15 protein-coding genes are annotated in these 20127 nt (G+C 38.7%); 9 read left to right on the top strand and 6 right to left on the bottom strand.

The genetic code is table 11. The annotated features are described in order from the left end of the window. Nucleotides 1–58: 58 nt before the first annotated feature. The 3 genes from CHB66_RS11085 (at nucleotide 59) to CHB66_RS11075 (ending at nucleotide 3530) form a co-directional block, all read left to right on the top strand. Nucleotides 59–2365, top strand: a complete 2307-nt coding sequence (locus CHB66_RS11085; protein ID WP_089240905.1) for a TonB-dependent receptor — start codon at nucleotides 59–61, stop codon at nucleotides 2363–2365. A gap of 23 nt (nucleotides 2366–2388) precedes the next feature. After that, on the top strand, nucleotides 2389–3000 hold the full coding sequence (locus tag CHB66_RS11080; RefSeq protein ID WP_089240903.1) for a hypothetical protein: 612 nt from the start codon (nucleotides 2389–2391) through the stop codon (nucleotides 2998–3000). An 86-nt stretch (nucleotides 3001–3086) separates the two neighbouring features. Next, nucleotides 3087–3530, top strand: a complete 444-nt coding sequence (locus tag CHB66_RS11075; RefSeq protein ID WP_089240901.1) for a hypothetical protein — start codon at nucleotides 3087–3089, stop codon at nucleotides 3528–3530. Nucleotides 3531–3569: 39 nt separating this feature from the next. On the opposite strand, the gene CHB66_RS11070 is transcribed toward CHB66_RS11075, so the two are convergent. Then, complete coding sequence (locus CHB66_RS11070) at nucleotides 3570–4082, bottom strand: hypothetical protein (RefSeq protein ID WP_089240899.1); 513 nt, start codon at nucleotides 4080–4082, stop codon at nucleotides 3570–3572. Between the two features lie 123 nt (nucleotides 4083–4205). Here CHB66_RS11070 and CHB66_RS11065 point away from each other — a divergent pair, with 123 nt between their 5' ends. From CHB66_RS11065 to CHB66_RS11055, 3 genes are all read left to right on the top strand, one after another. Next, nucleotides 4206–5798, top strand: coding sequence for an ATP-dependent DNA ligase (locus tag CHB66_RS11065; RefSeq protein WP_089240897.1), 1593 nt, complete (start codon nucleotides 4206–4208; stop codon nucleotides 5796–5798). After that, nucleotides 5788–8238, top strand: coding sequence for a ligase-associated DNA damage response DEXH box helicase (locus CHB66_RS11060; RefSeq protein WP_089240895.1), 2451 nt, complete (start codon nucleotides 5788–5790; stop codon nucleotides 8236–8238). Before CHB66_RS11065 ends, CHB66_RS11060 begins: the two co-directional genes overlap by 11 nt. Before the next feature lie 69 nt (nucleotides 8239–8307). Beyond that, nucleotides 8308–10239, top strand: coding sequence for an ATP-binding protein (locus tag CHB66_RS11055; protein WP_089240893.1), 1932 nt, complete (start codon nucleotides 8308–8310; stop codon nucleotides 10237–10239). Here CHB66_RS11055 and CHB66_RS11050 read toward each other — a convergent pair. From CHB66_RS11050 to CHB66_RS11030, 5 genes are all read right to left on the bottom strand, one after another. Beyond that, nucleotides 10236–11687, bottom strand: a complete 1452-nt coding sequence (locus CHB66_RS11050) for a TrkH family potassium uptake protein (RefSeq protein ID WP_089240891.1) — start codon at nucleotides 11685–11687, stop codon at nucleotides 10236–10238. The two genes, CHB66_RS11055 and CHB66_RS11050, sit on opposite strands and share 4 nt — an antisense overlap. Before the next feature lie 3 nt (nucleotides 11688–11690). Further along, nucleotides 11691–13037, bottom strand: coding sequence for a Trk system potassium transporter TrkA (gene trkA, locus CHB66_RS11045; RefSeq protein ID WP_089240889.1), 1347 nt, complete (start codon nucleotides 13035–13037; stop codon nucleotides 11691–11693). Between the two features lie 75 nt (nucleotides 13038–13112). Further along, nucleotides 13113–13775, bottom strand: coding sequence for a tetratricopeptide repeat protein (locus CHB66_RS11040; protein ID WP_089240887.1), 663 nt, complete (start codon nucleotides 13773–13775; stop codon nucleotides 13113–13115). Nucleotides 13776–13972: 197 nt separating this feature from the next. After that, nucleotides 13973–15214: a DNA recombination protein RmuC gene (rmuC, locus tag CHB66_RS11035; RefSeq protein ID WP_089240885.1), complete on the bottom strand. Its 1242-nt coding sequence runs from the start codon at nucleotides 15212–15214 to the stop codon at nucleotides 13973–13975. Beyond that, nucleotides 15201–16226 carry an alpha/beta fold hydrolase gene (locus CHB66_RS11030; RefSeq protein ID WP_089240883.1) on the bottom strand — a complete coding sequence of 342 codons (1026 nt, stop codon included), beginning with the start codon at nucleotides 16224–16226 and terminating at the stop codon, nucleotides 15201–15203. Before CHB66_RS11030 ends, rmuC begins: the two co-directional genes overlap by 14 nt. A 90-nt stretch (nucleotides 16227–16316) precedes the next feature. Between CHB66_RS11030 and CHB66_RS11025 the strand changes: the two genes are divergently transcribed. The 3 genes from CHB66_RS11025 (at nucleotide 16317) to CHB66_RS11015 (ending at nucleotide 19924) form a co-directional block, all read left to right on the top strand. Further along, nucleotides 16317–17444: a DUF2891 domain-containing protein gene (locus tag CHB66_RS11025; protein ID WP_245812714.1), complete on the top strand. Its 1128-nt coding sequence runs from the start codon at nucleotides 16317–16319 to the stop codon at nucleotides 17442–17444. Further along, a complete protein-coding gene (locus tag CHB66_RS11020) occupies nucleotides 17441–18664 on the top strand; it encodes an Nramp family divalent metal transporter (protein WP_089240879.1) in 1224 nt (407 codons plus the stop codon). Before CHB66_RS11025 ends, CHB66_RS11020 begins: the two co-directional genes overlap by 4 nt. A 372-nt stretch (nucleotides 18665–19036) precedes the next feature. Continuing rightward, nucleotides 19037–19924 (top strand): dienelactone hydrolase family protein, encoded by an 888-nt coding sequence (locus CHB66_RS11015; RefSeq protein ID WP_089240877.1) that lies wholly within the window; start codon nucleotides 19037–19039, stop codon nucleotides 19922–19924. Nucleotides 19925–20127 lie beyond the last annotated feature (203 nt).

The raw sequence follows: 20127 nt of genomic DNA, 5'->3' as shown, positions 1-20127 counted from the left end.
TGCATTTTTGATAGTTGATTTAAATTATTCTTTTTATTTTTGCAACTCTGTTACATTTATGAAAAAGTACCTTTTCCCCTTCTTCTTTTTATCTCTATCACTAACTGCTTCCTTGGCCTTAGGACAAGTCTGCAGTTACTCTTTGAGAGGAAAAATATTGCATGAGGAAAATAATGAAGCCATAGAGGCTGCATATATTTGGATTCAAGAGCTAGAAAGAGGGAGCATCAGTGATCTCAATGGAAATTTTAGAATTGATAATTTATGTTCGGGTACGCTTACATTAAAAGTTAGCTATTTGGGACACGAGGATTATTATGAAGTAGTAAAAATCAATTCAAATACAAATCTTACAGTTAGGTTACATGCAGAAGATATTCAATTGGAAGGTGTAGAGATCCATGGACACCATGATGCATTGATTACTACAAGTTCTGTGAATACTCTCAGAGGAGATGAATTGAAAGCTTCAAAAGGTGAAAATCTTGGAAATGCCTTAAAAAGAATTCCTGGGGTAAATACCTTCTCTTCTGGTTCTAATATTGCTAAACCTGTGATACACGGCCTTCATTCAAATAGAATTATTATCCTCAATAATGGTGTAAAACTAGAAGGTCAACAATGGGGTACAGAACATGCGCCCGAGTTAGATCCATTTATTGCCAAAGAAATAGCTGTAGTCAAAGGTGCTGAGACAGTTCGGTTCGGACCAGAAGCTATGGGCGGTATTATCATTGTCAACCCAGCTCCCCTACCAACCAAAGGGGAAAAATCAGGGGAAGTAGATTTAATAGGTTCCTCTAATGGAAGAGGAATAAATGGTTCTGCTTCATTTACAGGAGGATCAGAGAAGATCAAAGGCTTAGGATACAGAGTTCAAGGTTCCTCCAAAAGGATAGGCAATATTCAATCTCCTAATTACTACCAGAATAATACAGGAGTAAGTGAATTGAATTTCTCTGGTGCTATTGGATACAGCACACCTAAACTAGGCACAGAGCTATATGTAAGTCATTTTCAAACGAATATAGGAATTTTAAGAGATGCACATACTGGGAATTTGAGTGATCTAGAGGCCATTATTAATAATGGAAGACCTTTTTCAGAATCTGGCTTTACGTATGAAATTCAAAACCCAAGACAGGCCGTCGACCATCAATTGGTCAAACTTAAAGCCCATTATCACTTGGCAAATGGCTCTAAATTAAATCTTCAATATGGGTTTCAAAGGAACCACCGTCAAGAGTACGATCGCAGAAGAGGTGAAGCCAATGATAGACCTTCTTTAGACTTAGAGCTTTTTTCTAATGCACTCGACCTTAGTCTGAATCATAAAACCAGAAGAAACTGGAATGGATCTGTTGGCTTGAGTTTATTGCAACAAGCAAATTCTAATATTCCAGGAACTGGTGTGGTTCCATTGATCCCCAATTTTGACTTAATCAATGCAGGAATTTTCGTTATAGAAAAGTTTACAAGTGGGCCTTTGGAAATTGAAGCTGGCTTGAGATATGATTATAGATATGTAGAATCAGCGAGGTTTATCAACCGAGAACTTGAAGAGCGAGATTTTACGTTTCAGAACTTCTCCGCTTTTATCGGTGGGGTTTACGCTTTAGGAAGGTCTTGGGTATTCAACTCTAATCTGGGAACTGCTTGGAGACCTCCTAATATCAACGAGCAATTTAGCCAAGGGCTTCACCATGGTGTGGCAGCCATAGAAATTGGAAATCCTGATTTTGTCAGCGAGCAATCTTATAAATGGGTAAACACCCTGGCCTTTACCAATAATCAAGTCAATTTTGAAATTACGGGATATGCCAATCAAATCAACAACTACATATATCTTAACCCTACTGATCAGCAACTGGTCTCATTGAGAGGGTCATTTAATGTATTTGAATATCAGCAAACGAATGCATTCTTATGGGGATTTGACGCCAGCGCAAGGTATAAGTCTTATTTGGGAATAGAGCTTTTTACCAAGGCCTCTATTGTAAGAGCTAGGGATGTTTCCAGTGATTCTTATTTGCCATTTATTCCTGCAGATAGACTTGAGAATGGTATTTCCTACGACCTAATCAATTCCAAATCAGGAAGCAATATCAAGGTGTTTTTGTCCAATATTTTGGTTGCTAGACAAAACAGAGAACCAGATTTTGATTTTGCTCCAGCTCCTGATGCTTATAACCTTTGGAATATAGGTATTCAAAACAACATCAAGGTTGGAGAAAACAATCTCAATATTGGACTACATGTCAATAACTTATTTGACACTGAGTTCAAAGACTATATGAATCGATTTAGATATTTCGCCCATGAAATGGGTAGAAACGTGATATTAAAACTAAACTATGAATTTTAAACAATCCATTTAAACTATCTATTATGAAAACAATTGACATGTTAAGAAACCTCCTATTGATCGCTATCATTGCATTTTTAGTTGCTTGTTCAAGTGACGATCCTGAAATTGAAAGTGAAGAAGAAGTAATCACTGATGTAACATTAACATTCACAGAAGTAGATGAATCAGGTGCAGCATTAAGTACATCCTTTGATGTTCTAGCCTCAGATCCTGAAGGCCTTGAATTGGGATCAAGTCCTACAATTGGATCAATAACATTGGAAGCTGGAAAAAGATACCTTCTGGAAATTGAGCTGTACAATAGCATCGAGGACGAAGATATCACAGAGGAGATTCTAGAAGAAGATGACGAGCATCAGTTCTATTTCTTAGGGTCGGCTTTTGTTGGTACTCCTGTATTGACATATGTATACGACGACGAAGATGGAGATGGAAATCCAATTGGACTGAGAGGATTCTTAACCGTGGCAGAATCACCAGCAGTGAACAATGCTCAATTTAGACTTGTCTTGAGACATGATTTGAACAAGGGTTTCCCCGGGGCTAACAACCCAAATTTTGAAAATTTTGTGAATGCGGGTGGAGAAACTGATTTGGATATCATCTTCCCACTTATCATCACTGGAAATTAATTCAAATAAGAGTTTTATAAAAAAGACTGTTCTATTTATCAGAGCAGTCTTTTTTTATATCTTTAAATCATAAATCAACCAAAATCATGAAGACACTTATCAAATCAATCTCGCTACTATTTTCCCTTGCCGTATTGGTAGTAGCTTGTAATTCAAAATCAGGTCATAACCATGAAGAAGTGACAGACGAAAACCTGATTCAAGCCAACGTGATTCACCAACAATCCTTAGATATTCGAGAGGAATTGATGGAATTAGAAAAACAGTTAAAAGAAGCAAATATTGATTATGCTGCACTGAAAGAAGAGTTGAAGATTTGGGATAAGGATATCATTGAAGTGCCAGGTTTTGAACACTCTCACGATGATGAGCATCAGAGAAAATATCATGTGCACAACCCGATGAAGGAATTCACTCCTGAAGAGCACAAAAACTATCAGCAAGTAATGTATGATGAAATTGTTGAAATCTCTTCTAGAATGGGTAGATTACTTACTCCAGAAGTGATGGATGAATCTGAAGAAGGATAAAAAGTAAAAGAGGTCATTTAAAAAATGACCTCTTTTTAGTTAATATGTTGGAAGACAAATTGAAATAGCTTCTCTTTCAAAGGACTCACGGCTATTATCGTTAAGACCTATATTACCTGCTGCAAGGATGACATTATAATCCGGACCGCTTTCTGCTAAGTGGATTTTGATATGCCCATCAAAGTTCTTGAAAGCTTCAAAATTCAAGTTTTGTCCATTGGACATCGTGCCAAGAATAGTTGTGCTTTTTAGATCTTTGTTGTTAATAGGGTTTAGTTGAAATGCAATAGGAGAATCTGGACCATCATAAGTACTGAAGTGAAGATGTGCAGGAAAGAAATAATCTTCTGTTGACTTGGACCCAATCAACTCTATATTGATTTCTAATTGTCCAGATACCAATTCTCTTAAAGTCACTTTTCCTTCATAATTAAAGTCAGATCCTTGGTAAAGGTTATACTCCAGGGAGTTACGTGTATACCTATTGTCTTTGTCTTTGTTACAAGCAAATAACAAAGGCAAAATGAAGAGTAGGGTTATTAACTTTTTCATGTCTTATGGGTTTCTAACTCAATAACGCATTTATTTTGTATTAAGTTAAATTCAAATTTAAATTTATTGAAATAATTGTATTCTACATGTGAACTAAGTCACAAAACTCCTATTCCTTTTTGAATGAAGCTTTTTGCTGAACTTTATTACCGATTGGATCAATCCAATAAAACCTCTGACAAGTTACAAGCTTTAGAGGCGTATTTCAGGTTGGCTCCTGATCAAGATAAGATCTGGACTCTGGCACTTTTTACCCATAGAAGACCCAAAAGACAGGTCAATACCAAGCAACTCAGAACTTGGTGCATAGAGCAAGCGGCAATTCCTGAATGGCTTTTTGAAGAATCTTATCAAACTGTGGGTGACCTTGCTGAAACGATTGCTTTGCTGCTCCCCTCTCCTAGTTCAGAATCAGATATGAGCCTTTCTGATTGGATCAACTATATGCTTGAGCTCAGGGATTTAGTAGAGGAAAATAAGAAAAAGAAAATTCTAACCGCTTGGGAAAACTTAAATCAACAGCAACGCTTCATATTCAATAAAATCATCACAGGAGGATTCAGAGTTGGAGTGAGCCAAAATTTAATCACACAGGCCGTTGCGAGTACATTTGGCATGGAAAAATCAGAGGTGGCGCACAGAATCATGGGGAATTGGGATCCTAACTTGATTACTTTTCAAGAATTGATTATACAGTCAGACCTTGCAGATGATTTGTCTAGGCCCTATCCCTTTTATTTAGCACATCCTTTAGAGAGTGAGTTGAAGGATTTGGGCCATGTAAAAGATTGGCAAATCGAATGGAAATGGGATGGTATAAGAGGTCAAATCATCCAAAGGAAAGATGAGGTATATATTTGGTCAAGAGGAGAAGAACTTGTTACTGATAAATTCCCAGAACTATTGACTATCAGTCAAAGACTCCCAAGTGGGACTGTTTTAGATGGAGAGATCATTGCCATGAAATCAGGAGAGCCCCTACCATTCAACCTTCTTCAAACCAGGATAGGACGGAAATCAGTGGGCAAGAAATTACTTCAGGATGCTCCAGTGGGGTTTATCGCTTATGATGTATTGGAATTTCAAGGAAAAGATATCCGGCACTTTCCTATCAAAGACAGGAGAAGGATTTTGGAAGGAGTCCTTAGTGAAATTGACCACTCTAACTTCAAAGCTTCCATCATTTTGGAAGATAATTCATGGGAGGGTTTGAAAAGGCTCCAAAAAGAAGCTAGAAAATTCATGGCAGAAGGATTTATGCTAAAGCACCAAGAATCAGCTTATGAAGTAGGTCGAAAACGGGGTAATTGGTGGAAATGGAAAATCGAACCGCTGACCATCGATGGAGTGATGCTATACGCTCAGAAAGGTCACGGAAGAAGAGCGGATTTGTATTCAGATTATACGCTTGCTGTTTGGCAAGGTGATCAACTTGTCCCTTTTGCAAAAGCTTATTCTGGCTTGACAGATGCAGAAATGAAGGAAGTGGATCAATATGTGAAGAAAAATACCCTAGAGAGGTTTGGGCCTGTTCGGACAGTAAAACCAGGGTTAGTTTTTGAAATTGCATTTGAAGGTATTCAAGTAAGCCCGAGGCATAAGTCTGGTATTGCCCTGAGATTTCCACGGATTCAGCGATGGAGAAAGGACAAACCGATTGCAGAGGCCAATACTTTGGAAGATTTAAAATCCCTACTTTCGCTCTATGGAGGATAAGAGACTCAAAGAAGCGCAGGCTTATTTTAAATCAAAGCAATGGCAGCCCTTTCCGTTCCAAGAAGCATGCTGGCAAGATTACCTAGATGGTAAATCTGGTTTGCTCAATGCACCAACAGGTAGTGGAAAGACTTTTGCCTTGTGGTTTGCTCCCATTTTAGAATATATACAAAACAACCCTGATACTTGGCAAAAGCCTCAAAAAAATGGACTTCAAATCATCTGGCTATCGCCACTTCGAGCTTTGGCGCAGGATATTGCTTTGGCCATGCAAGAAGTATGTCAAGTAATTGGTCTGCCATGGCAGATAGCTGTTCGCAATGGAGACACTGATTCAAAGACCAAGCAAGCGCAAAAAAGGAACCCTCCAGAATGTCTAGTCACCACGCCTGAGACATTACATATCCTTTTGGCTCAAAAAGATAATAGCAAGCTGTTCAAGTCACTCAAATTGATCGTAGTGGATGAATGGCATGAGCTGATGGGGAATAAGAGAGGTGTGCAAGTTCAACTCGCTATTAGCCATATCCGAAACATGCGTTCAGATGCACTCAAAATATGGGGGATATCAGCCACTATCGGAAATATGGAGGAGGCGTGTAAAATATTGCTCGGGCCTCAACAGCCCATTCATCTCGTCAAGGCAGAGATCGATAAAAAGATTGCCATGTTGACGGTTTATCCTGATGAATTGGAAAAATACCCTTGGTCGGGCCACTTAGGAATACAATTGATTGATAAGGTGCTTCCTATCATTGAATCTAAAACTTCTGTCCTACTTTTTACCAATACCAGGGCACAAACAGAAATTTGGTATCAAAAAATCATGGAGAAGCGTCCTGATTTGGCAGGTCTTGTAGCCATTCATCATGGTTCATTGGACATGTCTGTCAGAACTTGGGTGGAAGACGCCCTGCATCACGGAAAACTCAAATTGGTTGTTTGTACTTCTAGCTTGGACCTAGGGGTAGATTTTAGACCTGTAGATGCAGTCATTCAAATTGGTAGTCCAAAAGGAGTAGCTAGGTTTGTACAGCGAGCAGGGAGGTCAGGGCATCAACCTGGGTTGCCATCTGAAATATATTTTGTTCCAACCAATTCATTGGAGTTAGTCGAGGCTGCAGCACTCAGAGAAGCTATGGCCACTGGAGAAATGGAAAGCATCCACTGCCCTACTTTGACCTATGATGTGTTGATTCAGTTTATGGTAACTTTGGCCGTGGGAGAAGGTTTTTACTCAGATCAGTTGCTCCATAATCTGAGAGCTTCTTATTCTTTTGCCAACTTGAGTGAAGAGGATTATAATTGGTTACTGACTTTCATCACACAAGGTGGTGAGAGTCTCCAGAGTTACGAGGAATTCTCCAAAGTAGAGATCATGGAAGATGGGCTTTTTAAAGTGACCAATAAGAGAACAGCGATGCGGCATCGCTTGTCTATGGGAACCATCGTATCGGATCCGATGCTCAAAGTCAAGTTTAAGAATGGCGCATTTCTGGGAATGATCGAAGAGTATTTTATGTCTAAGCTTAAGCCTGGTGATCGATTTTTCTTCTCAGGCAGAAATCTGGAATTCCTTAAAATCAAAGATACAGTTGCCTTGGTGCAGCTTTCATCCAAGAAAAGCAACAATATTCCCTCTTATATGGGTGGGCGTATTTCCTTGACTTCTAAGCTCTCTGGTAAAATAAGAGAAATACTCGAGGCCACCAATCAGGGTAAATTCGAAACTGAGGAGGTGAAATTTCTAGCTCCCCTCCTTGAACTTCAACAAAGACTCTCTTTAATCCCAGATAGAGATACTTTTTTGATCGAGAAGAATATTTCTAAAGAAGGACATCATGTGTTTTTCTATCCATTCGAAGGGAGGATGGTACACGAGATTTTAGGAGCGCTTATAGCTTACAGGATCAGTGTCAGTTATCCAATCAGTTTTAGTATTGCTATGAATGACTATGGATTTGAATTGCTTTCTGATAGTCCCATCCCGATTGAAGAAATGTTGGAAGAAGATCTTTTTAGAAGGGATGGACTTAAGGAAGATATTTATCATTGTGTGAATGAAAGCGAAATGGCCAAACGTAGATTCAGGGATGTGGCTACCATAGCTGGCTTAGTCTTTCAAGGATTTCCTGGAAAGCCTATGAAGTTCAAGCATCTTCAAGCTACATCTGGGATTTTGTATGGCGTATTTGATGAATACGACCCGGAGAATCTTCTTTTGAGGCAAGCCCATAGAGAGGTATTAGATATGCAAATGGAACAAGATAAAGTGCTACAGGCCATTACAAAAATCAATCGTCAAAGAATAGTTTTAAAATCACCTGGACAGTTTACACCTTTTTCTTTTCCAATCATGGTTGATAGGCTTAGAGCGAGCTTAACTTCTGAATCATTGGAAGATAGAATTGCCAAGATGAAAGCAAAATTAATTGAGTAAATATTAATCATTGTTTTTTTTTATAGGAATCATTCCATTAATTTTCGAGTGTCAATCCAGCAGCATTCAATGAAAGTTACTTTTAACATTAGCCCGAAACATTTGAAATACACTTGTTTTTTTGTTTTTATTTTCTCCTTTGTTACAGTAATCCATGGCTATCCTTTACAAATCGAAGAACATCGGATTAAAGCGGCTCATTTGTTTAAGGCCTATCAGGAAGCAGAAAATGAAGAATCAAAGCTTGAATTGCTATCGGCCTTAGTAATGGAAATCCACTATTCTGATTCTGCACAGACTTACTATCAGGAAGCCATAGCCTTGGCCAAGAAAATTGGCCATAAAGAGCTTTTGGCTCAAAATATCAATAGGCTTGGCGTATACTATCGAAATATGAACCTACAGGAAGAAGCTTTGAAAATGTATGAAGAAGCGCTTGAGGTCAGTTTAGAATCTGGAGAAAGTATTCAGATAGGTCATTCTTTGAACAATATTGGTCAAATGTATTTTTATAGGGATTATTTTGACGAAGCATTGGATTACTACTCACAAGCCGAACAAAAATTCCTAGAAGTCAATGACTTGAATGGATTAGGATATAACTACACTGGAGTAAGCTTAGTGCTGAGCGAATTGGGAAGATACAGAGAAGCCCTCGAAAAAATCGATAAAGCGATAGAAATCAGAGAAAGCCTAAATCAAAATCGACAAGTCATTGTATCTCGATTCAACAAAGCTGATATTTTGATGTCTTTGGGGAACTATGCCGAAGCAGAGCAAGATATCCAGAAGCTTTATGATTATGGACTAGAATATGACAAAGTGAGAGCTATCAATGCGCTAGAAAAGCTAGTTGAATTAAACATCAAAAAGGGAGATATCAATCAGGCTATCAGATATGCGCAACTTGCTGAAAATCTCAATCAAGAGAAGCCTAATTCAGAATCTATGATAGAAATCTATCAAATGATGAATCAAGTTTACTATAATAGAGGAGACACCTTGATGTCTACTAAATATCAAAATTTGCTCCAAGCAGAAAGGAACAACCTTAAAGCTGAGAAAACTAAGATCTATTTGGCCGGACTTACTATCAAAAATCAAAAGAATGAAATTGAGTTTTTGAATAGACAGCAAACTTTGATTCAACAAAATGAAAGGTTTAAGGCCTATTTATTGGTTGGTTTATTCATTGGGATTTTAATGATCAGTATTGCCTATTTTGTTGTGTACCGATCACTGAAAAAAGAAAAAAACAGCTTGAAGTTATTATCAGATCAAAAAGCTAAGATAGAACAGCAAGCAGAAGAATTAGCTAGGCTTAATCAGGTAAAGGATAAAATTTTCTCCATCCTTGCACATGACCTGAAAGGCCCACTTAATTCCTTAAGTGGATTAGTTAAATTGATCCAAGAAGATGACCTGACCAAGGAGGAATTTACTTCTTATATCCCAATCATTGCTCAGAATTTAGGAAATAACAATATCCTACTTGAAAATCTACTAGCCTGGTCAAGGAGCCAAATGCAAGGTTTAGAGGTGCATAGTACTCTACTTCGTTTAAATGACCTTATCCAAAAGAATATAGAGTTTCTTTATCATTCGGGATATTACAAAGGTCAAATAATGATCAATGAAGTAGATGAAAGCATGATTGCGATTGGGGACAAAAATATGATAGAGATTGTAGTGAGGAATCTACTCACCAATGCTTTGAAATTCACCAAACAAAATGACCAGATCATTGTAAGTGCTTTTGTGAAGCATGGAAAAATCACAATCAAAGTAAGTGATGAAGGTGTTGGAATCATGCGGAAGAATCTTGCAAGACTTTTTGGTACTGAGTTTTTTACCACTCCTGGTACTCATCAGGAAAAAGGAACAGGTATTGGCTTAATTCTCACCAAAGAATTGATCCAGATTAATAAAGGAAAAATTTGGGTGGAAAGTGAATATGGAGCTGGTTCCACTTTTTATTTTACTATTCCAAAGGCAGACTAATTTGCTCTCCAAAAGAATGGAGTAAATAAAATCAGAATTGTAAACAATTCTAACCTTCCTAGCAACATTAAGAAGCTTAAAAATATCTTAGCTCCTGGGTCAAAGAAAGCAAAATTGTCCATCGGGCCAACTTGACCAATTGCAGGTCCGACATTTCCTAAACTGGTCGCGACCGCTCCAAATGATGTTATGATATCATATCCCATCAGAGCCATTACGATGCTACCAAGTACAAAAATCATGAGGTAAATCAATAAGAAGTTCATGATGTGCGTGATAATTTTTCCAGTCACTCGATCACCATTGATTTTGAGAGGGACTACTGCTCGGGGATGGACAATTCTTTTGAACTCTAGCCAAGTGTTTTTAACAAAAGTTAAGTGTCTAACAAACTTGATTCCCCCACTCGTAGAACCAGCAGACCCTCCTAAAAACAACATCATGAAAAATAAGAGCGTCAATCCTTGGTGATATGCAGTATAGTCAGCTGTCACATAGCCTGTAGTAGTGATCAATGAAACTATTTGAAATAAGCCATCTCTAAATGATTTTTCAAATTCTTGACCACTGTAATAAAATATAGGTATAGCAAAAATCAAGGCTAGAAATAAAATTGCAGAAGCATATGCTTTGAATTCATCGGACTTCCACACACGCTTGAACTTACCCATCAATCCAAAATAAATGATAGTGAAATTGGTGCCAGCTAAAAACATAAATAGAATTGCCGTGTATTGAATAAATGCAGAATCAAAATAAGCCATGCTCGCATTTTTCGTTGAAAATCCTCCTGTAGCCATCGTGGTCAAGGCGTGGTTGACCGCATCAAAAAAGTTCATACCACCAATATAATAGAGTACACCGACTGTGAATGTCAATCCAATATATACTAACCAAAGCCTTTTGGCAGTCTCTCTAATCCTGGGATGAAGCTTATCTGAAGTAGGCCCCGGAGACTCAGCTACAAACAATTCGATCCCACCAATGCCCAAAAGAGGCAAAATAGCAACGGTCAAAACAATAATACCTAATCCGCCAATCCACTGGGTCATACTTCTCCAAAAAATTATTCCTTCAGGCATTGCCTCTATATCATTCAAGATAGTAGCTCCAGTTGTTGTCAAGCCAGAAATCGTCTCAAATATGGCGTCATGAAAATGAGGTATTGTACCGCTAAAAAGATAAGGCAACATCCCGAAAACAGACATAAAGATCCAACTCAGAGTTACAATCATGTATCCTTCTCGTTTCCGGATATTTTGATCCTGCTTAGAAAAAGAAAAATACAAGGTGCCTCCTATCGCAAAAGATACAAAAGCCGCAGAAAGCAAAGGAATCTCGTCATGACTTCCAAAATAAAGTGCAAAAGCTACACCGGGCAGCATCAATGCCCCTAAAAGCATCAACAACGCACCCATGATTTTTCCTATGGCCTTATAATGAATCATGAATCAATGAAATAGCTTTTCTAAGGCAGTTTTGGCAGTTGGCAAGGCTAAAACAATCGTCTTGTCGTCTATCTGTAGCATAAAATCCCCATCAGGAATAAAAACTTCATCTCCTCGGATTACTCCTGCTACAATAGCAGTATCAGGAAAATGCAAATCCTTCAATGATTTTCTAGTCACTCTATTATTTTTGGTTATCACATATTGGATAAACTCAGCATCCACTCCATGAATTCCTGATACTGCTTCTACATTTCCTTTTCTCAGGAATCGGGTGATTTGATTGGCTGCAACTAATTTCTTGTTGATCAAAGAATCGACGCCTATACTGTGTGATATATGTATGTATTCTCTGGTATCTACGTGAGCGATTGCTTTATAAACACCATGATTTTTGGCTGTCAAGCTGGTGATGATATTTGTTTCAGATGACTCTGTTACAGAAATAAATGCCTGCATCTCCTCCAAACCTTCTTCAATCAAAAGTTCAATATTTTTGTAGTCACCATTGATTACCAGGGTATTATCTAGTCTTTCTGAGAGCCATTTGCAGCGTTCTTTATCTTTGTGAATCAGTGTGACACGATACTCTTTTTCTAGCTTTAGTGCAGTGGCATAAGCCATATCATCGCCTCCGATAATCATGACATTTGTAACTGTCACCTTTTTTTGACCTAAAAGGTCAAGGATAGATTCAACGGCTTTCTTGTTTGATATAAAAAATACATGATCATTATTCCTAATGATCGTATTTCCTCTTGGTATGATCGTCATTTGACCCCTTACTATGGCAATAATCCTGATATCCTCAAAAATAGGATTTGTACTCATATCAGATATTTTCTTATTGACCAGTGTACTGTATTGATCCAATGTAATGCCTACCACATTCAACTTCCCTTCCTCAAACTCAAAAACATCCGTAAAGGAAGAGTTTTTAAGCATTCTTTTGATCTCTGAAGAGCAAAGCATAGTTGGAGAAATAATATTATCTATGCCTATCTGATTGAAATAAACTTCGTGGTCAGGAAGTAGGTAATCATGTGTTCTCACGCGAGCAATCACGCGCTTGGCTCCTAGTTGCTTTGCCAAGGCGGCTGTTACAATATTTGTTTTCTCAGAAGTAGTCACAGCCATCAGCATGGCTGCATCTTGTACATTAGCGTTTTTCAGCACTTCCAACGAGGTGGAATCACCAACTATGGTAAGTACATCTAGATGTGAGGCAACATTATCCAATACATCCTTATCGGTATCTATTAATACAATGTCTTTGTTATCAAAACTCAATTGCTCTGCAAGGTGGTACCCCATATCTCCTGCACCAGCAATGACTATTTTCATTCCCATAATTTGAGAAAAACGCTTGATGAAGTGACAAATGTAAAAACTTTCGATGAATTGGAATGAAGATCAGGTTAAAATCTAACGGCAGTAACGTTCAACGTATTTTACAGCAGCTTCCGATCCAAAACCTAAAGCATCATTCCAATCTTGACAGGCCTTGCTTTTCTGATCCAATTGATATAAAGTGGTCCCTCTATTGGTAAGAATATCTCCATTATCAGGACTTAGGTCCAAAGCATAATTGTAATCCACCAGTGCTTTTTCATATTGAGCTGTTTTGAGATGACAATTACCCCTATTGAAATGATAAGCCCAGACGATTGGATAATCTTCTCCATTGATTTTGCTGTATGCTATTGCTTCTGAATAGGCCTTGATTGCCTCTTCAAATCGTCGTTCTGCCTGCATCATATTTCCAAGGTAATACGCTAATTCATCATCTTCTTCAAATATCTCCAGTCCTTGTTTCAAAGCCTCAATCAACTCCTCTGTTTTGAAATTGTTTCCTCTAATAGCATTGTAGTAAGCTACATAAGCAGGGTGAAAAGTGGGATCTTTTCTCAAAACAGACTCCAAAATCTTAGCTGCATTCTCGTAGCTTCCCTTAGCTATCATATCACTCGCGGTACCCGTGATGACAATGGAGTTGTTTCTCTCGTCGACATCAATTTCATATATTTCTTGAGACCATGCAAATGAAGAGCTAAGTATGAAAAAAAGGCAGGTAAAAAGACGTGTCATGTTTTTAGTGTGTTTTATTGAAAATTGTACAAAGAACCACGTAAGATGTACAATGAGTAATCTTTCTTTTGTGTAGTTTACTTTATAATGATGTCCACTGACCACAGTCAACAGTCAACCGAAGCAGCAGTTAATTCGACAATGGCATTTCAAATTTTTCAATCCTTAATTTTATAATCTTTCAATTTTGTAATCTTTCAATCCTCTAGCAGCTTCCCTCCTTCTGGAAGTTCTTCTATGTCTTTTAACTTCCTTTGGATGACTCTTGTTCGGGTTCCGACCAAAGTATCTAAATCTGTACTGGCTTCAGATATTTTCTTTTGTGCCTTACTGATGAGGTCTCCAAACTTACTAAATTCTGTTTTTACAGCCCCAAGCACTTTCCATACCTCACTGCTACGCTGCTGAATGGCTAAGGTTTTGAAACCCATCTGAAGGCTGTTCAGCATGGCAGCTAAGGTAGTCGGACCGACGAGGATGATTTTGAAGTCACGCTGTAGCTGCTGCGATAAGTCTCCTTCTCGAATCACCTCTGCATAGAGACTTTCCATCGGAAGAAAAAGTATGGCAAAATCAGTGGTATATGGGGGTATGATATATTTGTTGCTGATATCTTGAGCAGATTTTCTCACGGCTTTCCTTAAATCTGCTTTGGCTCCATCGATTAAGACCTTATCACCAATCTCGTAAGCATCAAGCAGTCGGTAATACGTTTCTTGTGGAAATTTGGCATCTATTGGCAGGTAAACAGGTCCGTCCACGCCATTTCCCGGCATCTTGATGGCGTATTCTACTCGCTCCGCATTACCCTTTTTGACTTGCACATTATATTCGTATTGCTCTGGTGCAAGGACATTTTCAAGAATACTTTGCAATTGATATTCTCCTAGTACTCCCCTGCTCTTTACATTATTCAACACCCGCTTGAGGTCACCTACTCCTATGGCCAGACTTTGCATTTCACCCAATCCTTTTTGCACCGCAAGCAATTGCTTACTGACCAACTCAAAAGATTGTCCAAGCCGAGTTTCCAAGGTCTTTTGGAGTTTTTCATCCACAGTCTCCCGCATCTTTTCCAGTCGCTCTTCGGTAGACTGTAGCATTCTTTCCTGTTTTTGAATCAAATCCTGAAACTTCTCCCGTTGTAGTGCATTAAATTCTTGTACATTTTCGCGAAACAGCTTTCCAAAATCCTTTAAGACATCAGATTGTTCTTTGGAGTTGGCTCTTAGGGATTCAAAGACCAAGGAAAACTGCTGTACCAAACTTTGATTGATCTCTGACCTATTGGCCTGCATTTGTCTATCAAGCTCAGCACGGAGGTGCTCGACAAGTTTTTCATCACCTTGAGTTTGAGTAGTCAAAAGTTTGTAAAGTACCAGCAAAAGGAGCACTGACTGAATGATCAGTATCCAGACTAAGGGATTATCTAAAGACATGACTGTAATAATTTGGCGCTGTAAAGTAGTCTCTGTCAGCTTGAATCCCTAAAAATGACAAATATTCTGCGACAGTCTCTGTCGGCCTTTCCTCCATCGGGACATGACCTGTTCTGTCAAAAATTTTGATATAAGCATCGGGAATGATTTCCTTGAATCTTTCGGCATTGCTCACACCTATCCAAGAATCTTCTTTACCCCACATGATCATTACAGGCATATTAATCTTATCAAAATCAACTTGATACGGTTTTCTAGTAGTTAATCTATCTATGGTAGCTTGTCTATTTCCTTCTCTGCGCATCAGTTTGTAGTACCTTGTGACAGTTTCCTTTTTGATTTTGGAATTGTCATAATAGACTTGTTTCATATTTTGGTTGAAAAGAAATTTTGGCGTACATCTCAGAAGAATTTTTGAAAACAATGGCTTTTGAGCAAAACGGATCACAGAGACTGAGGAACTCCCTCCTCTTGCTGCTACTCTACTGGTATCGGATCCAGCTTTTCTAGACGGGGCACCAGATGCATCGATCAAGTTCAAAGTCAGGATTTTTTCCGGATGCTGAGAGGCCATCAACAAGGCTACCCCCCCTCCCATGGAATTGCCTGCTACATGGAATTCATCAATACCCAGATTACCTGCTAGCCCAAAGAGTAATTCGGCATAATCGGGCGTTCCATATCGTTTTTCTATATCTGGCCCAGTAAGCCCATGCCCCGGCAGATCCATGGAAATGGTCATGAAATATTGAGAAAGCTCCTTTTCCCAATCTTCCCAAGTATGCAAGGAAGAGAAACTACCATGAATCAAAAAAATAGGTTCTCCTTCACCCTTGATCCGAACATGCATATCTACACCATCCACTTTGATAAAGTGTGAATATTCATCTGTATATGTTGCTGCAAGCTCTTCTAAGCTTAACTCAGACCGATAACTCAAGCCCAAAACCAAGAATATAAGCAGAATAAGAGATAAGATGATTTTAAAAATCAAGGAAAGTACTTTTTTCATAAACTGTGGAAGAATCAAATTAGAACTTTTAAATTACGGTTTAATTTTCTGAATTTAAAAAGAAGATTATCGCCCTTAAATCAAAGCTTCGTGAAAAGAACCTATCATAATAGATCTAAATATATGCGCAATAGCCTTTTATTAGCTTGTTTCTTGGTCATAATAACCTCTGCTTGTCAGCAGGCTCTGAAAGATCAACAAGAAGCAGAAACATTAAAATTGACCTTGGAAGAAGCTAATAGATTAGCTCAAATGCCCCTTCACTGCATGCAAGTAGAATACCCCAATAAGCTGAATCAAACGCTTGCTTCAGAACAATACCTCAAAAGTCCAAAAGAATTACATCCTGCATTTTACGGATGTTTTGACTGGCATTCAAGTGTGCATGGGCATTGGATGCTAGTGGCACTATTGAGGCAGTTTCCAGAACTTGACAATAGAAATGAAATCATCGAAAAGCTTCAAGAAAACATCAGCTACAGCAATATCTTAGCTGAGGTCAATTATTTCTTTCAACCTCAAAATACAAGTTTTGAAAGGACTTATGGCTGGGCTTGGGTATTGAAACTGGCTGAAGAACTTCATCTTTGGGAGGATCCTGTGGCTCGGGAATTGGAAAGCAATCTTCAGCCATTGACTGACTTGATGGTCAAGAAATACTTAGACTTTTTACCCAAACTGATCTACCCAATTCGTGTTGGTGAGCATAGCAATATCGCATTTGGCTTATCGTTCGCTTATGATTATGCCTTGACGCTGAACGAAAAAGAACTGGCTGAAATGATCCGTCAGCGTGCCAAAGACTGGTTTATAGAAGATGCAGGTTGCCCGCTGTCGTGGGAACCTAGTGGATTTGATTTCCTTTCGCCTTGCTTCCAAGAAATAGACCTTATGCGCAAGGTTTTGGAAAAGGAGGAGTTTGAAGCATGGATCAAGAAATTCATGCCAGAGTTATTGCGGAAAGATTTTTCCTTAGAACCTGGGCAAGTCAGTGATCGAACCGATGGAAAATTAGTGCATTTGGATGGATTGAATTTCAGTAGGGCTTGGTGTATCTATGGACTGGCCAATGCTTATCCTTATCAGTTTTCACATTTGATCCCAATAGCTAACGAACATGTAAACTACTCCCTTCCAGCGATTGTAGATGATAATTATGAAGGGACACACTGGCTGGGAAGTTTTGCAATCTATGCCTTACAGCAAGCACAACCATGAGTTGGAGGAAGTACATCGGTCCAGGCCCCTTGGTAGCCGCTGCATTTATTGGTCCCGGTACTGTGACAGTCTGCACTTTAGCTGGGGTGAATTTTGGCATGGAGCTGCTCTGGGCTTTGGGTTTATCTGTAGTGGCTACTATTGTGTTGCAGGAAATGGCAGCAAGGATTGGATTGGTGACCCAAAAAGGACTTGCTAGTGTCATCTCTCAATCCCTTCACAAAGGAATCGTCCGATACTTTTCTATAGCCCTAGTCTTGATGGCAATAGTACTTGGAAATGCGGCTTATGAAGCTGGCAATATTTCAGGAGGTGCCTTGGGGGTATCGCTTTTCTTTCCGCTACCCACTTTGAGCATCGGCCAATTAGAAATTAGCTTGACGAATTTATTGATTGGCTCTATTGCTATGCTGCTTTTGCTCTCAGGTAACTTCAAAACCATCACAGGCTACCTTACTGTACTTGTCGTTTTGATGAGTTTGGCATTTTTGCTCACAGCGATTCTTTTGAAGCCAAATTTTCATGAATTGGCGGACGGTTTTATCCCAAGAATTAATTCAGAAAATATTCTCAATATCGTGGCCTTGATTGGGACTACAGTGGTGCCCTATAATCTATTCCTTCATTCTACTTTGGTGAGTAAGAAATGGAAAGAAATAACTGATATCAAGTACATTCGATTTGATACCATTCTGGCTGTTGTAATAGGTGGGTTGGTCTCCATGTCGATTGTGGTGACAGCTGCTTCCGGAAAAATCCTGGCTGTAGAATCTGCTGCTGATTTGGCCATGGGTTTGGAAACACTCTTAGGAAGTTATGCCAAGTATTTCATGGCTTTTGGGCTTTTTTCTGCTGGGATTACATCTGCTATTACCGCACCACTAGCGGGTGCTATGGTTGTTTGTGGGTGTTTTGGTTGGTCTACAGAAATTCAACGTAGGCCGATGCGTATTAGCATTATTGTGATTTTGGGACTTGGACTCATTTTTTCATCCTTTGGCATCAAACCCATCCAATTGATTTCCTGGGCACAAGTCTCCAATGGTATCCTACTCCCTCTTCTGAGTGCCTATATTCTTTGGCTGGTCAATAAAAAATCTGTAATGAAAGGTCAACAAAATAAGTTGTTTCTCAATTTGATTGGTATACCAATTTGGTTGATTACTTTGATTTTGGGAGGATGGACGGTGTTTAGGATATTTTTTGATACTGGTGGATAATTTTGGATATTATCTTTTGGGATGTTTTTTTTGAAATATGGTGGATATAAAGTGGAAATATGGTTGAAATAATTTAAAAGGGAGACTTAGGGATATTATTTGATATTGGTGGATATTTATCGATATTTTCGGGATAGTTCATTAAACTGTGTCTTGGTGTTATCAGTTGCTTTATGCCAATATCAATAAATAAATTGTCCGCTGAGGCGGATCCAGTACCTATGAATATCCAATGTATCTTAAATAAGCTCATTCTATGATGCAAATGTAAATTTCAAAACATCCATATATACCACTCATGTATTTGTTGGGTTGAATGAAAACAGTTTTTCTAAATTGTGCTTAATAGATTGTAAAATAAATATTTGTCACATGAAACCACTCAAGAAAGAAGACATCAATCAGGACGTATTTGATATTTATGACGAATATGTGCATAGTAAAATCGACAGGCGACAATTTGTAGAAAGGCTTTCCTTATATACCGCAGGAGGAATTACAGTTTCTTCCTTGATGAGTTTTTTGATGCCAAACTATGTACAAGCCAAGCGATTTGAATTCACTGATAAGCGATTTGCAGCGGAGTACATCACTTACAACTCTCCCAAAGGAGCTGTTGAAATGAAAGCCTTGCTTACCAAGCCAGCTGGCATGTCAGGTAAACTACCTGGTATTGTGGTGGTACATGAAAACAGAGGCCTCAATCCCTATATTGAAGATGTCGCACATCAGTGTGCATTGGATGGCTTTGTGGCTATTGCACCAGATGCCTTGACGCCATTTGGTGGCTATCCTGGTACGGATGATGAAGGCCGCACTATGCAAGCCAAGAGAAACAGAGATGAAATGCTTGAAGATTTTATTGCCGCCTACGAGCACTTGAGTAATCATCCTGACTGTAATGGCAACATCGGTGTGGTTGGTTTCTGTTTTGGTGGATGGATATCCAATATGATGGCAGTTCGCATTCCAGGACTCAAAGCTGCCGTGCCTTACTATGGCGGTCAGGCTACTGCTGAAGATGTCCCTGCTATCAATGCGCCTTTACAATTGCATTTTGCTGAACTGGATACCAGAGTCAATGCAGGTTGGGAAGATTACAAGAAAGCCTTGGATGCCAATGGCAAACCCTATGAAGTGTATTTCTATGAAGGTTTAAATCATGGTTTCCACAACCATTCCACACCTAGGTATGATGAAGCAGGCGCCAAATTGGCATGGGAAAGGACGGTGAAGTTTTTTAGAGAAAAACTGGTGTAGAGATTGGAAGATTAGAAGATTTTAAGATCATTAATAGATAAAAGGCTTTAGCTAATTTTTTGGCTAAAGCCTTTTTTTATCTCTCTTCATTTGGGATTGATTTTGGGACACAAAGGTATTATGTTTGAAAAATAGGCATAAGCTAGATTTCATATATTAAAGGAAGAATTTCAACCTTAACCTTTAAATAAGAACGCTTATGC

The organism is Belliella buryatensis, assembly GCF_900188245.1.
Classification (GTDB): Bacteria; Bacteroidota; Bacteroidia; order Cytophagales; family Cyclobacteriaceae; genus Belliella; species Belliella buryatensis.
The sequence above is the reverse complement of the archived record's forward strand: the minus strand, read 5'-3'. Positions and strand labels throughout refer to the sequence as shown.

Excerpts from the sequence above, each read along its gene's own strand:
- CHB66_RS11085 (WP_089240905.1), top strand. The coding sequence starts at position 59 with ATGAAAAAGTACCTTTTCCCCTTCTTCTTTTTATCTCTATCACTAACT.
- CHB66_RS11080 (WP_089240903.1), top strand. The coding sequence starts at position 2,389 with ATGAAAACAATTGACATGTTAAGAAACCTCCTATTGATCGCTATCATT.
- CHB66_RS11075 (WP_089240901.1), top strand. The coding sequence starts at position 3,087 with ATGAAGACACTTATCAAATCAATCTCGCTACTATTTTCCCTTGCCGTA.
- CHB66_RS11070 (WP_089240899.1), bottom strand. The coding sequence starts at position 4,082 with ATGAAAAAGTTAATAACCCTACTCTTCATTTTGCCTTTGTTATTTGCT.
- CHB66_RS11065 (WP_089240897.1), top strand. The coding sequence starts at position 4,206 with ATGAAGCTTTTTGCTGAACTTTATTACCGATTGGATCAATCCAATAAA.
- CHB66_RS11060 (WP_089240895.1), top strand. The coding sequence starts at position 5,788 with ATGGAGGATAAGAGACTCAAAGAAGCGCAGGCTTATTTTAAATCAAAG.
- CHB66_RS11055 (WP_089240893.1), top strand. The coding sequence starts at position 8,308 with ATGAAAGTTACTTTTAACATTAGCCCGAAACATTTGAAATACACTTGT.
- CHB66_RS11050 (WP_089240891.1), bottom strand. The coding sequence starts at position 11,687 with ATGATTCATTATAAGGCCATAGGAAAAATCATGGGTGCGTTGTTGATG.
- trkA (WP_089240889.1), bottom strand. The coding sequence starts at position 13,037 with ATGGGAATGAAAATAGTCATTGCTGGTGCAGGAGATATGGGGTACCAC.
- CHB66_RS11040 (WP_089240887.1), bottom strand. The coding sequence starts at position 13,775 with ATGACACGTCTTTTTACCTGCCTTTTTTTCATACTTAGCTCTTCATTT.
- rmuC (WP_089240885.1), bottom strand. The coding sequence starts at position 15,214 with ATGTCTTTAGATAATCCCTTAGTCTGGATACTGATCATTCAGTCAGTG.
- CHB66_RS11030 (WP_089240883.1), bottom strand. The coding sequence starts at position 16,226 with ATGAAAAAAGTACTTTCCTTGATTTTTAAAATCATCTTATCTCTTATT.
- CHB66_RS11020 (WP_089240879.1), top strand. The coding sequence starts at position 17,441 with ATGAGTTGGAGGAAGTACATCGGTCCAGGCCCCTTGGTAGCCGCTGCA.
- CHB66_RS11015 (WP_089240877.1), top strand. The coding sequence starts at position 19,037 with ATGAAACCACTCAAGAAAGAAGACATCAATCAGGACGTATTTGATATT.